General features: G+C 41.9%; 14 protein-coding genes, 2 tRNA genes and 1 riboswitch. Of the genes, 5 read left to right on the forward strand and 11 right to left on the reverse strand.

What is annotated here, in order from left to right:
• The first annotated feature begins 2 nt into the window (after positions 1–2).
• Positions 3–572 carry a chromate transporter gene (locus BACPLE_RS13910; protein WP_007563058.1) on the forward strand — a complete coding sequence of 190 codons (570 nt, stop codon included), beginning with the start codon at positions 3–5 and terminating at the stop codon, positions 570–572.
• 8 nt (positions 573–580) lie between these two features.
• Here BACPLE_RS13910 and BACPLE_RS13915 read toward each other — a convergent pair whose 3' ends face one another.
• The 11 genes from BACPLE_RS13915 to BACPLE_RS13970 all read right to left on the reverse strand — a co-directional run bounded on the left by BACPLE_RS13915 (position 581) and on the right by BACPLE_RS13970 (position 11,537).
• Complete coding sequence (locus tag BACPLE_RS13915; protein ID WP_007563060.1) at positions 581–1,123, reverse strand: IbrB-like domain-containing protein; 543 nt, start codon at positions 1,121–1,123, stop codon at positions 581–583.
• Positions 1,114–2,412: a DUF3440 domain-containing protein gene (locus BACPLE_RS13920; protein ID WP_007563062.1), complete on the reverse strand. Its 1,299-nt coding sequence runs from the start codon at positions 2,410–2,412 to the stop codon at positions 1,114–1,116. The genes BACPLE_RS13915 and BACPLE_RS13920 overlap by 10 nt, the downstream gene beginning before the upstream one ends.
• Positions 2,399–2,806 carry a hypothetical protein gene (locus tag BACPLE_RS13925; protein ID WP_007563064.1) on the reverse strand — a complete coding sequence of 136 codons (408 nt, stop codon included), beginning with the start codon at positions 2,804–2,806 and terminating at the stop codon, positions 2,399–2,401. The genes BACPLE_RS13920 and BACPLE_RS13925 overlap by 14 nt, the downstream gene beginning before the upstream one ends.
• Positions 2,807–2,881: 75 nt before the next feature.
• Positions 2,882–3,895, reverse strand: a complete 1,014-nt coding sequence (locus tag BACPLE_RS13930) for an ABC transporter ATP-binding protein (protein ID WP_007563066.1) — start codon at positions 3,893–3,895, stop codon at positions 2,882–2,884.
• Complete coding sequence (locus BACPLE_RS13935; RefSeq protein WP_007563067.1) at positions 3,895–4,935, reverse strand: iron ABC transporter permease; 1,041 nt, start codon at positions 4,933–4,935, stop codon at positions 3,895–3,897. Before BACPLE_RS13935 ends, BACPLE_RS13930 begins: the two co-directional genes overlap by 1 nt.
• Positions 4,932–6,068, reverse strand: a complete 1,137-nt coding sequence (locus tag BACPLE_RS13940; RefSeq protein ID WP_007563069.1) for an ABC transporter substrate-binding protein — start codon at positions 6,066–6,068, stop codon at positions 4,932–4,934. The genes BACPLE_RS13935 and BACPLE_RS13940 overlap by 4 nt, the downstream gene beginning before the upstream one ends.
• A 5-nt stretch (positions 6,069–6,073) precedes the next feature.
• Positions 6,074–7,189: a DUF5074 domain-containing protein gene (locus BACPLE_RS13945; RefSeq protein WP_040313236.1), complete on the reverse strand. Its 1,116-nt coding sequence runs from the start codon at positions 7,187–7,189 to the stop codon at positions 6,074–6,076.
• Positions 7,190–7,201: 12 nt separating this feature from the next.
• Positions 7,202–9,241, reverse strand: coding sequence for a TonB-dependent receptor plug domain-containing protein (locus tag BACPLE_RS13950; protein WP_007563074.1), 2,040 nt, complete (start codon positions 9,239–9,241; stop codon positions 7,202–7,204).
• 59 nt (positions 9,242–9,300) lie between these two features.
• Positions 9,301–9,514, reverse strand: a riboswitch (cobalamin riboswitch).
• 128 nt (positions 9,515–9,642) lie between these two features.
• The gene (locus BACPLE_RS13960) at positions 9,643–11,049 is read right to left on the reverse strand and encodes an amidophosphoribosyltransferase (protein WP_007563075.1); all 1,407 of its coding nucleotides are present in this window, start codon (positions 11,047–11,049) and stop codon (positions 9,643–9,645) included.
• A 320-nt stretch (positions 11,050–11,369) separates the two neighbouring features.
• Positions 11,370–11,443: transfer RNA gene (locus BACPLE_RS13965), tRNA-Thr, on the reverse strand.
• A gap of 20 nt (positions 11,444–11,463) precedes the next feature.
• Positions 11,464–11,537, reverse strand: a tRNA-Thr gene (locus tag BACPLE_RS13970).
• A gap of 300 nt (positions 11,538–11,837) precedes the next feature.
• Here BACPLE_RS13970 and BACPLE_RS13980 point away from each other — a divergent pair.
• From BACPLE_RS13980 to BACPLE_RS13995, 4 genes are read left to right on the forward strand one after another with little or no spacing between them, the layout of a single operon-like run.
• The gene (locus BACPLE_RS13980) at positions 11,838–12,368 is read left to right on the forward strand and encodes a DUF4199 domain-containing protein (RefSeq protein ID WP_007563080.1); all 531 of its coding nucleotides are present in this window, start codon (positions 11,838–11,840) and stop codon (positions 12,366–12,368) included.
• A gap of 19 nt (positions 12,369–12,387) precedes the next feature.
• Positions 12,388–13,341 carry a glycosyltransferase family 2 protein gene (locus BACPLE_RS13985; RefSeq protein WP_007563082.1) on the forward strand — a complete coding sequence of 318 codons (954 nt, stop codon included), beginning with the start codon at positions 12,388–12,390 and terminating at the stop codon, positions 13,339–13,341.
• Positions 13,341–13,841 (forward strand): DUF6452 family protein, encoded by a 501-nt coding sequence (locus BACPLE_RS13990; RefSeq protein ID WP_007563084.1) that lies wholly within the window; start codon positions 13,341–13,343, stop codon positions 13,839–13,841. The genes BACPLE_RS13985 and BACPLE_RS13990 overlap by 1 nt, the downstream gene beginning before the upstream one ends.
• Positions 13,789–14,535, forward strand: coding sequence for a DUF6048 family protein (locus BACPLE_RS13995; protein WP_040313241.1), 747 nt, complete (start codon positions 13,789–13,791; stop codon positions 14,533–14,535). The genes BACPLE_RS13990 and BACPLE_RS13995 overlap by 53 nt, the downstream gene beginning before the upstream one ends.

Raw genomic sequence — 14,535 nt, forward strand, 5'->3', positions numbered from 1 at the left:
CTATGGTACTTTTATTACTGAAATTATTCTACACGTTTTTCAAAATAGGCTTATTCGGATTCGGGGGAGGTTACGCCATGATTTCCATGATACAAGGAGAGGTAGTCACCCGTTACGAATGGCTCAGTTCATCCGACTTTACAGACATCATCGCTATCAGCCAGATGACCCCTGGTCCTATTGGTATTAATTCTGCGACCTACGTGGGATACACGGCCATGGTAAATGCCGGCTACTCACACGCAGTCGGCATACTAGGCTCTACGGTGGCCACATTCTCTGTGGTACTACCTTCGTTTATACTCATGATATTTATCAGCCGTTTTTTTCTGAAATATCAACGTCATCCGGCAGTAGAAGCCGTATTTAATGGCCTGCGTCCCGGAGTAGTCGGTCTGCTTGCAGCTGCCGCTCTCGTACTGATGAATGGGGAAAACTTCGGAACAGATACGTATCAAATCATTATCAGTATCCTACTTTTTATCGGATGCTTCATTGCTTCCAACCGATATAAGGTAAACCCGATTCTGCTGATTGTATGCAGTGGTATCTTAGGCTACGTTATATACTAAAAAGAACTTTACTCTTCACTCTCCGGTAAAATGGACTGGGGAGTGGGGATAGAAAAATCATTGTCTGCAAACAAAGATGCCAGCCCCGAAACCTGCTTTAAACGAAGTAATTCATCTTTATCCATTCCTATATTTTTCATAATCCATTTATCCGACATCCCAGCCTGAGTCAGTTCCGCCACAATATTCGTCATTAATCCAATATCATGAGTCCCCCGCGCACGATTATGACGGATGGTAGATCCCATACGGTTAGACAAATCCTTATCAATTACCACTACAGGCAACATCCCATTCTCACGTTCATAAATTCGCTGAGAGGTTTTCAGCACCTGATAACGATGAAACCCATCTACAATAATATACTTGTCATTTTCCTTGTCATAATAACATACGCAAGGCATAGTAAATCCATCTTCCCAAATTGACAGTTCCAATAACTTCATTTCTGGGGGAGCCACCACATTCGGATTATAATTATTGGCACACACTTTCTCCACCGGTACGGCTTTTACATGGTAAACCGGACTTGTTTTCTCTTCTATGTCCATATCTTCTTATATTGTTGTAAAATATAATCTTTCATTTTTTTCTCTTCTTTGTTCATGGCAAATCCCATATATTTACATGCATAATCATTACGAAGAATACACAAGCACATACGTTTATAAGTAGGTATTTCCCTGAACTCCGCAATATCAATATCATCCAAATACTCCATCATAACCGGACGCTTGGTCGTCTTGTAGTTACTTTTATTTCTTACCGTTATCGGGATATTCAGCTTTTCAAGTTTTGCTATCGTTTCATCACTCAAACAACCACCTTTCGTTCTCCAGAACTTAATACTGGTATGCAACTTGTTTAAATAACCTCTTCGGGTTTCCTCCGGAAGTGTGGAAAGCAGAAATTCCATGAAGGACTTCCAGGTATGCCCCTCCGGTAATTTAATAGAACCGTATCCCATCGCATGGGTACCTCCATAGATAGCAGAAAAATTAACTCCGTTCACACGGCCAATCATCCGACCCCAGGTATCCGGCTCTATCGCTTTATACAAGCGTAAACTCTCAATGGCCTCACTAATAAAAGGACTGGCAACTCGCTGCCGTTCCAAGCTCACACCTGCATAATAATAAAGGTCATACAGGCGATTGTAATCCCAACCGAATTTTCCATTTGCAGTCCAGATATCAGTCGTTTTCCAATCATAAATGGGATAAAGATTATACACATCATTGGCAATCTTGGAAGTCCACTGATAATTGTGATAAAGCTGTTGCTTCAAGCCCCCGTAAATGGTACGCCATCGGTTATAGCTTTCTTGAGTTCGTATTCCAACCAGACAAGCTGTACGTACTGCCTTTTTCTTTTCATGCAGCCAGGCAGCAAAACGTAGTTGGAACTCATAGTCCCACATATTTTCATGAAAGAAATCAAAATCTTGTGCCCTCAGCACATTTTGAGGAATTTCTCGTACCCAAATATCTCGTACTTTCTCATCCCATGGTCGCCAATAATGCTGATACATGGAAGTACACGTCCTTACTTTAAAAGGAACGCAAACCCGATACACATCAAGAATATCTTTATTCTTCTCTAAAATACGATTAACAAACTCAATGGTATGGTCATACTGCACTTCATAATCCATAAAGAAGACACCAAGCTTAATATTCAGTTGATGCCGACGTATATAATCAATACATAAATTAAGCAGCACACCACTGTCCTTTCCTCCAGAAAACGACACGTAAATGTTATCAAATTCTTTAAAAAGAACAGCCAAACGCTCTTGTGTCAGTTCATAGACATTTTTCGGTTTTTCATTCGTTTTCATGCTTCTTCCTCATTTTAAGATACAAGTTCCACGCACGTTCTATTTCAAATCCGTGTGTACGGAAATATGATTCATGAGGTTTCTGAACAACAGCCTCCACGCCCCTTTCTTCTCCCAAGAAATCATTATCCACAGCATCCAATAAGCTCACAAAAACATCTTCATCGTCATTACTAACATAATAGTTATTGATTACCAAAGATTTTTTCCGTACCTCTACAGGAAAAAAACCGACTACCTGATTAGCAGAAAATGCCACAAACCAAATAAATGATTCACTGGTTTTAAAGGGATAATTATGATTATACTTAATAATTTCCGGATTCATCACCAATGGGGCTATACAGTTATATAATTCGGGAGATGTACCGGACATTTTCACCACAACTGCCATATATTTATTATTTTTCCAACTAATAGACCGAGCAAAAATAACAAATATCCTTCAAATAAGCTTATTTTCTAACAATTATATATTACGGAGCAATGAATCAAAGGTAGAATAACAAAAGGTCTGTCCATTTTCATCGGTATAAAGAAGACAATTGGAAGATTGCACATCCAACAATGGTAACTTTTGAGTAGAAAGACAAACATCCAGGCAAAAATAATGATGACGGTTCAAAGCATTCTGCGCCCAATGACGTAGCACTTCATCTTTCGCCTTTAAAACAATAGATTTCTCCCCCGACACCTCAGGAGAAAAGCCACCATGCATCAAATCAAACTTAATCCGGGCATGATTGGCAAACAATGTATCCATCCGGTTGTTCAATATCAGATCTTCCGTCACGCCACATTCCAACCCTCCTGTTGAAGAAAGAAGCCAAAGACGATCAGACAAAACCAACGCCTGTTCAATATCATGAGTAGACAGAAGAATAGCCCTCTTTTCCTCTATGGCCAGACGATGCAGAAGATTCATGATTTCAATACGGCTTACCACATCTAAAAAAGCGGTCGGTTCATCCAACAATATCAACGGACATTCCTGCACCAGCGCTTTGGCAATCATCACTTTCTGTCGTTCTCCGTCAGAAAGTTCAGCCATATAACATCGTGCCTTATGTGCTATCTCTACGGCTTGCAGTGCATGTTCTACCAACTGCTTGTCGGTCTTATCCAAACGTCCGAAAAATCCTGTATAAGGCTGTCGTCCCAAGGCGACCAGTTCATATACTGTCAACCCTCCTGCTTGCGTACGGTCTGTCAATACGACCCCTATGGTTCTTGACAACTCACGTTCGGAGTAGGCAGACAAATCACGCCCCAACAGTTTCAAGTCGCCAGATAAAGACGGTTGAGCAGCCGCCAAAGTGCGAAGCAAGGTAGATTTACCTGCTCCATTCGCTCCCAGTAGGCATGTCAGCTCCCCACGAAAAAGCTGAAAATTCAGACCGGAATGTACTTCCGTCCGCTTCTTCCCTACCTGATAACCGATTGTCAGGTTACGACCCTCTACCACTATTTCCGATTGATTCATCAGTTAAAGTATTGAATTCGACGTTGATTGATAATGACATAAATGATGACCGGCGCCCCCAAGATTGGAGTTACGGCATTCAGCGGTATTACCCCCGACTCTCCCGGAAGGACGCAAATCAAGTTACACAGCAATGCCAATGCTCCTCCAGCAAGCAGCGTAACAGGCATCAGCGAATTATGGTTGGAGGTACCCAGCATCAAACGGGCCAGATGAGGAACTGCCAGACCGATAAAAGATATAGGGCCACAAAATGAAGTCGTTACCGCAGTCAGCAATCCGGTAGCCAACAATAAGAAGTTACGTACCCGGCGAATATTCACTCCCAGATTTTCGGCATAGCGCGGCCCCAAAAGCAAGGCATTCAAAGGCTTAATAAGCATAACTGCTACTAACAAGCCGACCACAGTCAGCAACGAAAAGGCCGGAAGCTGCTCCAAAGAAACTCCACCAAAGTTTCCCATTCCCCACACCATATACGAGTGGACTCCTTCTGCCGTAGCAAAGAAATTCAACAAAGAAATCAGTGAAGAAGTAATATAGCCTATCATGATACCGGCTATGAGCAGCATTACATTACTTTTTATCAAAGAGGATAAAAACAATACCAAAGCCAACACAGCTACAGCACCAAAAAATGCACCTAATATGACAGAAAAAAATCCGGAAAGTGTAAACACACCTGTGGCAATGGTTCCTCCTCCGGCAAGCATCACAAGTGCGACTCCCAGGCTGGCTCCTGAACTGATACCTAAAATGGAGGAATCAGCCAATGGATTGCTGAATACCGTCTGCAACATCAGTCCGGAAGCCGACAAGGCTGCTCCACAAAGCAAAGCCGTAATGCATTGAGGAAAACGCGATTCCCACACGATAAACGTCCAGCTTGCCTTTTCAGCCTCTTCTCCGCTTAAAATACGCAGCACTTCCTGCGCCGGAATATCTACCGAACCTAAAAATAAATTGGCTACCACTAAAAGCGCTATCAAAAGAGCCAAGGTGCCGAATATTACGTAATGTTTTTTATCAGAATGTATCATTCCGCTAAATTACTAAAATATTTCGGTTCATAACCTTCCAGCAACTCGGGATGGAATATTTTTACCATATCTTTCAACAATACCTCCGGATGAAAAGGTGATTCTTCATAAAAAGGTATCCGATAGGTGTTACATCCATAAATCCGACGTTCGCGGAATGCCTTGAAACGCGTATAAAGCGAGTAGTCCTTCTGAAGTTCCTTATAGGTCTTATCTTGTAGCTGATTGTATTTTATCAACCAGAAATCGGCATGTTCTCCTTTGTCGAAGACGGCTTCAAAAGCCATCGGCACAGAACCACTGTTCGGCAATTCTGCAAAAACATAATCTGCTCCGGCATCTGCATACAAGCGTCCTGTAGTACTCTGTCCTCCGGCAATATACCATGCAGAGCCATACTTCAAATCACTTAATACCGTAGGACGGGAAGTAACCTGCGCTGCCAAATTCTTTACTGTCAGATATTCTTTTTCTATATGCGCAAAAAGTGAATCTCCTCGCTGTTCCTGCCCTACCAGCAATCCGTAAAAACGTAACCATTCCGCACGCCCTAACGGAGAGGTTTCCATATAATCCGCACATTCTATCACGGGTACTCCCAGCTTACCTACCCGACCGTATCCCCCGCTGTTCTCAAACGGAGAAAGCATAATGGCATCCGGACGAAGGTCGATAATTTTCTCAATATCCGGATTCATTCCGTTTCCACAATCTACGATTTCACCGTTCCGGCATCCGTCCTGTACCTCCGGCATCTTGAAATATTCCAGATTGCAGACTCCCCTGATACTTTTGGCCTGTCCCAATTCTTTCAGCACACTTCCATGCACCACAGAATACACCACGGCCCGTTCCAACGGAATCCGTACGACAGTCCCCTCCGGCAAATTTTCCGGAACTGGCTGAGTCTTATCAGTCAACAGATAAGTATGCAATATTTTCAATGTATCCCATGGGTTACGAATAGAAACCATGGTATAATCAGGAAACTTTACCACAGACAAGTTGGTGGCATACCTCATTTTCAGGGTATCTCCTTCCTCCTGAACGGAAGAAGTCTTGCTTCCTCCGCCGCAGGCAGAGAGAAGCAAGACTGTAATTACTATATGGGCAGATAGTAAAATTTGTTTCATAAAAATCAATCGATGAAAGCCATTGTTTTAGGATTCTGACCACCACAATCAAACTTTTCTACAAAGTTTCCGTTACGGTCAAAACGATACATCGTACCATTAGCTTCTGAATAGAATGTCACACCTATATAAATATCTCCCTTCTCATCATCCACGCTCATCATATAGACACTTGATGTAGCCAGTTCCGCAGGTGCATTTTTCAGGAAAGAGGATGAATTTACCGTAGCTGTCTTAATATTATAAGAGAAGAATGTATTGGTCGTACTTGTTTCAGGCCAATTAGAGTAATCTGTTTCTGAATTTACAAAATACACCATATCATCTCCTACCGCCATATTAGTAGCAACTCCTAAAGAGGTCTGCTTATTACCATTTTGCGGTTCTATCATCTGAGCAGAATATCCCTTATCCGCATAATTCCCCCAAGAAATCAGGAAAATCTTTCCATCTTCTTCCAATACCTGATTCGGGTTAAGGTCTACTGTCAAAGTAGTTTCTAACTGCATATTGGCAGCATTGATCACAAACAAATCTGTCTGATACTGATATCCCGCATCATTCTTCAAATAAGAATTAGCCACGTACAATTTACCATCGCATTCAGCAATACCTTCCAGATTAGCTCCTCCTTTAAATGTACCAACAACCTTCAAGGTATTTGCATCCAGTTTCGTCACCTGACCACCATATTGCGTCATATAAATATATCCGTCATCAGCTGCCAAATAACGAGGATCTCCTTCTGATTCAGGAATTGTATAGCGCTGTTTCTCTACTCCAGCCGTATTCATCCGAACCAAATATCTTGAACCTGCAATAATTGCATAAAGGTCATTATTATATTCAATCATGGACTGTCCTGTATCACCTAATTTAGCCTGATTCTGAGTATAAAAAATATCATTAATAAATTCGGCATCTTTATCCGGTGCATAAAAAGACAATGTTGCATTGTTATATCCCATGGTACCTTCATTCAGAATAAATGCCCGATGAGTAGGAAGGGTAACCTTAGAACCACTGTCATCAAATAACTCTTCATCTTCGCTACAAGCTACCAGTGACGCTCCTAATGTCACCATGCAGCACAAACTGAAAAATAATTTTCTAAATTGCATAAATATTTAAATTTAAAAATGAATAGCAGCTGTTATTTTCCATGAACGCCCTGGCATCGGATAATACTTTATTACCTCATATTGCTCATTCATGAAATTAATTAAATCTGCCTGTAGTCTTAAACGACAGGTCTTAAATGAAAATTGCCGAGAAAGAGTTAGCGTTTGTTCCACATACCCTTCAATTTCATTCTCCGGAATATTCTGTGAGAAATAATATCTTTTTCCGACTCCAATCAAACTATATCCTAATTTTATCCATGGCGTTTCCAAGATGACAGAACCGTTCCCATTATGTTCTGGCGTATAAGGCAATTGATCCTTATAATTTTTAGCATTCGGGTCAGTCAAATCAACAGCCTTTTGCCATGTATAACTTCCTGATACATGTGCTTTAAACAATTCACCTAAAGGAATACCCATAGAAAGAGTGATATCAGCTCCCCATATATGAGTTTTCCCATAATTCGCCATTCTCCATACATAAGTAGAAGGAAAAGCTACAATCTTGTCTGTTACCTGATTGAAATACACATCCCCTGTGAATGTCAAATAGTCCCATACAGAGTTCTTTTTTGCTCCCCACGTTACGCCAATATTGTATTCCTTTGCTTTTTCCGGACGAAGAGAACGATTTCCTAATCGATAATAATATAAATCATTGAAGGTAGGAGTACGGAAGGTACTTTTATACATCGCCCGCAAGAAAAAATCCTGCTCACTCAGAGGTCTCCAATTTATAGAAAAAGACGGGGATAATTTCTTTAAATCTTCTGGTTTATCACCGGTCTCTACATGTTCTTTTACATACGTATTTATTAAAGAAGCATCCATTTGCACACTGCCCAATTGATAGCGGGCATGTAAGGCCGTCAAAGAAGTTACACGAGTGGGGAACGGACAATCCGGTAAATTACTATCCAATGTATTCACTGCTAAATCTTGAGCCAATGATACGGAAAAGCCCTGAAACGGTCGATACAAAACAGCTCCCGAAGCATAATATTCATGCTGGGTATAATGATCTGTGGAAACTCCACCCTCATATTGTGCCCCCTTATCCTGATATTTATTCCAGGCATAATTGTACTTAGCCAACACCTGCAATGACCATTTCTCAGCTATTTTATCCTGATATTTTGCTTGCACGAAAGCATTCTTATCCCATAGGCGTTCATTTGAAACCGGATTATACAAAATTACGGCTCCCGGTAATCCACGTTCAGACTGATAATAATATGCCTTTACATTCAATTTCTTATCTTCCTTAAATTCATGCATAAGATTCCATTCTGTATGCCAGGAATCCACTTCCGAATTATTTCTCTTCTCCGTTTGGGTATATTTTCCGTTTTTCAGCAAAAAAGGATACTGCCCATCCGAACGTAAATAATCTCCGTCGACAGACAGTACCGTCTTTTCACCAAACTGCTGTCCATATCGAAAATAAGGATTGACCAAACCAAAAGAACCTCCTTTTACCTGAAACAACAGTTGCCATTTTCTATCTTCCAAAAACTCAGGACGAGAAGTCTCAATATTCAAGACTCCTGCCGAAGCATACAATCTGGCAGACTGAAGCATATCTTCATTCTGACCTACACTTAACGATAAAGATTCTACGTTATCTAAAGAAAAACGCCCTATATCTATCTGTCCAGCCTGACAATTGCTTACGGCAACTCCATCATAACTAATTGCAGTATGGGCTGCTCCCATATTACGAACGGAAACTGTTTTCAACCCTCCCGTACCTCCATAATCACGTACATCGGTACCCGCAAAACGCCTTACCGCATCTGCCATATTCTGAATACCCAAATCTTCCATCATATCTTTCCCCAAACGCTGCACAGGAACATTTGAAGAAATTTTATTCATTGTTTTCTTCCCGCTCACCGTCACATCTGGAATCTGGTGTACCTTTCCCGTAATACTATCTGAATCTGTTTTTTGTGCACAAAGTGTTCCCACTCCGGCCCAAATCCACAGACACATAGCTATAAGAAAGCGATACCCGACAATAATAGCCGGTTCATTCAAGTTTTTCATTCAAATTTTAATTGTAATTCTACATTACGCACGTTCTTGCCATCCTTTCCTCGAGAATGCAAGCATGACTTTGTTTTGCAGGTCTTCTGACTTACTCCCGTTTGTCTTGCCTTCCCATCTTTATTTAAAAGACAGTGGCCTTGCAGAGGGTAGACAAACGTAAATGACTGGAGCTTACAGCAGCGGGACTGTCCGGGACTTTCACCCGATTCCCTTTTCATCCGCGATTTCGCTTAACCGGAAATCAATACGGAACAAAACATTGCAAATATACATTTTTCCTGAAAAACAAATACAACTTTTTAGAAAATATATCTATACAATAAAACAAGCCTAATGTCGGGATATAAAAAAAGCTGTCTCAAAATGAGACAGCTTTTTTTATTATTAAGCAAAATTAATCAGAAACAGCTGGAACCATCGAAGCAATGTGTACAAACCTTGCACTTCGGCAAGCCAATAGCCTCAATCAAGGTTTCCAGCGTATTGAACTTCAATGAGGTCAATCCGAAACGGGCACGAATACGTTCTACCAGTTCCTTGTATTCCGGAGAATCTGTAGTAGCATATTTGTCGAGTTTAGCATTTTCATCACCCTCAATTTCCTTGATGATACGACGGGTTATCAACTCCATATCTCCCTTAGAAGATGTAAAGCCAATGAAAGGACATCCGTAAATCAGCGGCGGACAAGCAATACGCATGTGTACCTCTTTTGCTCCGTAATCGTAAAGAATGTTCACATTGTCACGAAGTTGAGTACCACGTACGATAGAATCATCGCAGAACAACAGACGCTTGCCTTGCAACATGGCACGGTTAGGAATCAATTTCATCTTGGCTACCAGCGAACGCATGCTCTGGTTGCTCGGAGTAAAACTTCTGGGCCAAGTCGGGGTGTACTTGGCTATAGCACGATGATAAGGAATTCCCTTACCTTCTGCATAACCTAAAGCCATACCTACTCCCGAATCAGGAATACCGCAGGCACAGTCCACTTCAGACTCATCTGTCTGTCCCATCTTGTATCCGCTCATGAAGCGAACTTCTTCCACGTTCTTACCTTCATAACAAGAAACAGGGAAACCGTAATATACCCACAAGAAAGAGCAGATCTGCATCTTCTCGTTCGGTTTGCGAAGCTGTTCAAGACCGTCGGCACGCATGCGCAGAATTTCACCCGGTCCTACATATTTGTCAATTTCAAAATCCAGGTTCGGCAAACTGCTTGACTCGCTGGTGGCAGCGTATGCCCCATCCTTCTTTCCGATGATAATTGGCGTACGTCCCCATTTGTCACGAGCCACAATGATACCATCTTCAGTGAGAATCAACATAGAGCAGGAACCCTTGATTTTGTTGAATACATTTTCAATGCCATCCACAAAATCCTTTCCTTGTACAATAAGCAATGCTACCAGCTCCGTAGGGTTGGTTTTTCCCATGCTCATCTCCGAAAAGTGCATATTGTTGCTCAACAACTCCTGCACCAGTTCATCCATGTTATTAATCTTCGCTACCGTCACAATGGCAAAACGTCCCAAATGAGAATTAATCATCATCGGTTGAGGATCCGTATCACTGATGACACCGATTCCTGCCTTTCCCTTGAACTTAGGAAGTTCACTCTCGAACTTCGTGCGAAAATAAGAACTCTCCAGATTGTGAATCGAACGTATGAAACCCTCGCCTTCGGCGTATGTCGCCATTCCGGCGCGTTTCGTTCCTAAATGTGAATTATAATCCGTACCGTAAAATAAATCGGTCACGCATTCAGCCTTAGAGACTGTTCCGAAAAAACCACCCATTCTGTATGTATGTTATTTAGTTGTTATGATTTTCGGGTGCAAAAATACAGAAAAAAACGGGAAGTCATTGCCAAGCTTTTTCTATAAACATATTTTTTAATACAATGAGTGAACAATTTCATCCTTCCGCTTGTTTATACATCATAACTCCTTTACAGAATCCCCCTTTTCCAACAAGGGAAGAAGCCGCACGTAAATCATACAAAGGGCTTAACTAGACTTTACATTATGTACAAAAGCCGCCGTACAACACCGGCGGCTTTTCTTTTTCCTTATTTATAAACACAAAAAAAGTTGAACAGAACTGTCCAACTTTTCTGAGCCTCTTGTCGGATTCGAACCAACGACCCCGAGATTACAAATCACGTGCTCTGGCCAACTGAGCTAAAGAGGCGATAATCATGTCTTTTCTTGAGCCTCTTGTCGGATTCGAACCAACGACCCCGAGATTACAAATCACGTGCTCTGGCCAACTGAGCTAAAGAGGCGGGTGGGTAAGCTTACCATATCGCGCCGCTACAACCAACTACCTTTGCTGCGATCAAGCCCTGGAGGATTCGAAGGGAGCTGGCCGTATGGGACTTACCCGTATTTCAACATGTTCTCGACAGACATCTTATCGATGTTTCTCGATTTCGGGTGCAAAGGTAGGCATTTTTTTTGAATACGCAATACCTTCATGAAAAAAAATATACCAAAATGGTAAAGAATATGATTTTTCAGTCTTTTTATATACCATAGCTCACTGAAAAAGACTACTTTTGTAACCATTATCAAACGTAACTATCATGACAACAGAAAGACCGATAACCTTGCAGGAATACGCCATGCGGTTTGGAACTTACATGGGATTGTTCTGGATTTTCAAATTCATCTTCCTCCCCATAGGCTTTTCCATCCCGTTGCTTCAGCTCCTGTTTATCCTGATGACCCTCTTTGTACCGGTGTTAGGCTACATTTATGCACGCCGCTACCGCAACCAGTATCATGAAGGTAATTTTTCTTTCACTCAGGCGTTCAGTTTCTGCTTTCTGATGTATCTTTTTGCTTCTATCCTGACAGCGCTGGCACACTACGTGTATTTCCGCTTCATTGATCAGGGTTACTTGTTGAATACGTATCTGGACCAACTGGAAACTATAAAGGATTCCGTAACCGGCGACATGAAGATTTCCGTAGAACAACTTATCGGTAGTCTGAATGTGATTTCTTCCCTCAGTTCTTTGCAACTGACCTTTCAGCTGCTTTCGCAGAATTTCTTCTATGGAATCCTGTTAGCTATTCCTACCGGTCTGGTAGTCATGAAAAAGAAAAACTAATCGCTTTAGCAATATAAATATGGATATATCTGTAGTCGTACCTCTATATAATGAAGAGGAGTCCTTACCCGAACTGTATGCTTGGATTGAACGCGTAATGCATGAGCATCATTTTACTTACGAAGTTATCTTTGTAAATGATGGTAGTACAGACCACTCCTGGCAGGTCATCGAAGAACTTAGCCGGAAGTCAAAAGAAGTGAAAGGCATCAAGTTCCGCCGTAATTATGGAAAATCACCTGCCTTATTCTGCGGATTCAAGAAAGCAGAGGGAGATGTAATCATCACCATGGATGCTGACTTACAGGACAGTCCGGATGAGATTCCGGAACTTTACCGCATGATTACAGAAGACGGTTATGACTTGGTTTCCGGATGGAAGCAGAAACGCTATGACCCGCTGTCGAAAACAATCCCGACCAAACTATTCAATGCTACCGCACGTGCGGTTTCGGGAATACATAATCTGCACGACTTCAACTGCGGACTGAAAGCCTATCGTCGGGACGTAGTGAAAAACATTGAAGTATATGGCGAAATGCACCGCTATATTCCTTACTTGGCTAAAAATGCCGGCTTCAACCGTATCGGAGAAAAGATTGTACATCATCAGGCACGCAAATATGGAAAGACCAAGTTCGGACTGAACCGTTTCGTCAACGGCTACCTGGATTTGCTTACCTTGTGGTTCTTGTCTACCTTCGGCGTGAAACCGATGCACATCTTCGGCTTCTTAGGCTCCATCATGTTCATCCTGGGATTTATCGCTGTCATTGTGGTAGGTGCTACCAAGCTCTATGACATGTATTGCGGCAATCCATATCGCCTGGTAACCGAAAGTCCCTATTTCTACCTGGCACTGACCACCATGATATTAGGAACCCAGCTTTTCCTGGCCGGATTTATCGGAGAACTGATAGCACGCAATTCTCCTGAAAGAAACAACTATCAAATCGAGAAAGAAATTGAATAATGAAGAAACTACCGATTGTATTAGGTATCCTCTTAGTGGCAGTCGTTTCCTTTTTTCCAGCTTGTGAAGTGGAAAACTGTCCGCCCAATGCACTGGCGTATGCCCAGTTTGCATTTGTAGACCAATATGGACGATCTGTGCAGTACACCGATACACTCACAGTCATCGGGCAGTTAGAGACCGCTGATACGACAATTTACGACACGCTGATCAATAAGTCAACCAACACAAGTACGCTCAGCCTGCCGCTCAGCTACGGAGAACAAACCCGGTTTATTCTTCAGTATGCCAACCGTCAGCGAGACATCCTTACAATTACTCACCGCAATATTCCTTATTTTATCAACCTGGATTGCGGTACCATGATGTTTTATGAAGTTACCAATGCGGAAACTACCACCCGTATGCTCGATTCGCTTGTCATTACCAATCCGAACATAGATAATTATGAGAAAGAGAATTTCAAGATATATTTCACTATTTCTGATACTAACGAGTAGCTGTCTTTTGCTTTCTCCTTTACAAGCACAGAAACCGGGCGTACATAAAGCAACTCCCGCAGAGATTAAAAAGGAAGACAAGAAGAAAGCTGAGCCGACAGAGCCTGTTCCGTTCTATCAGGGAACGAGCATAGGAGTGGAAATTGCCGGGCTGGGAAGTTACCTGTTAGGCAGCGACATTCTGAATACTGAAATTGCCGTACAAGCAAACTTGAAAAATCGCTTTCTTCCCGTCATTGAAGTGGGATACGGAAAGGCAGATGCCATAAATGATGGAAACAACTTGCATTACAAGACTTCCGCTCCTTACTTCCGTATCGGAATGGATTATAATGTGTTTTACAAAAAGACACACCTCCCGGGTTATTTGTATGTGGGTCTTCGCTACGGTATGAGTTCATTCAGTTATGATGTAGACGGCCCCAGCATGACCGACCCAAACTATGGCGGAGAAATCTCTTATCCGTTTGCCTATTCCGGAATGAAAAGTAGTGCCAGCTGGCTGGAAGGCGTATTCGGACTTAAAGTGAAAATATACAAAGGTTTCTGCATGGGTTGGAGTGTAAGATATAAAATGAGAATGAGCGTAGAAGGTCATGACAATTCCATTCCATGGTATGTACCTGGATTTGGGAAAAATGCCGGGAGCAGTTTTAACTTGACGTATAATCTCATCTACAACTTACCCTTCTGA

Origin of the sequence: Phocaeicola plebeius DSM 17135, assembly GCF_000187895.1 — a bacterium.
In the GTDB taxonomy this organism is placed as follows: Bacteria; Bacteroidota; Bacteroidia; order Bacteroidales; family Bacteroidaceae; genus Phocaeicola; species Phocaeicola plebeius.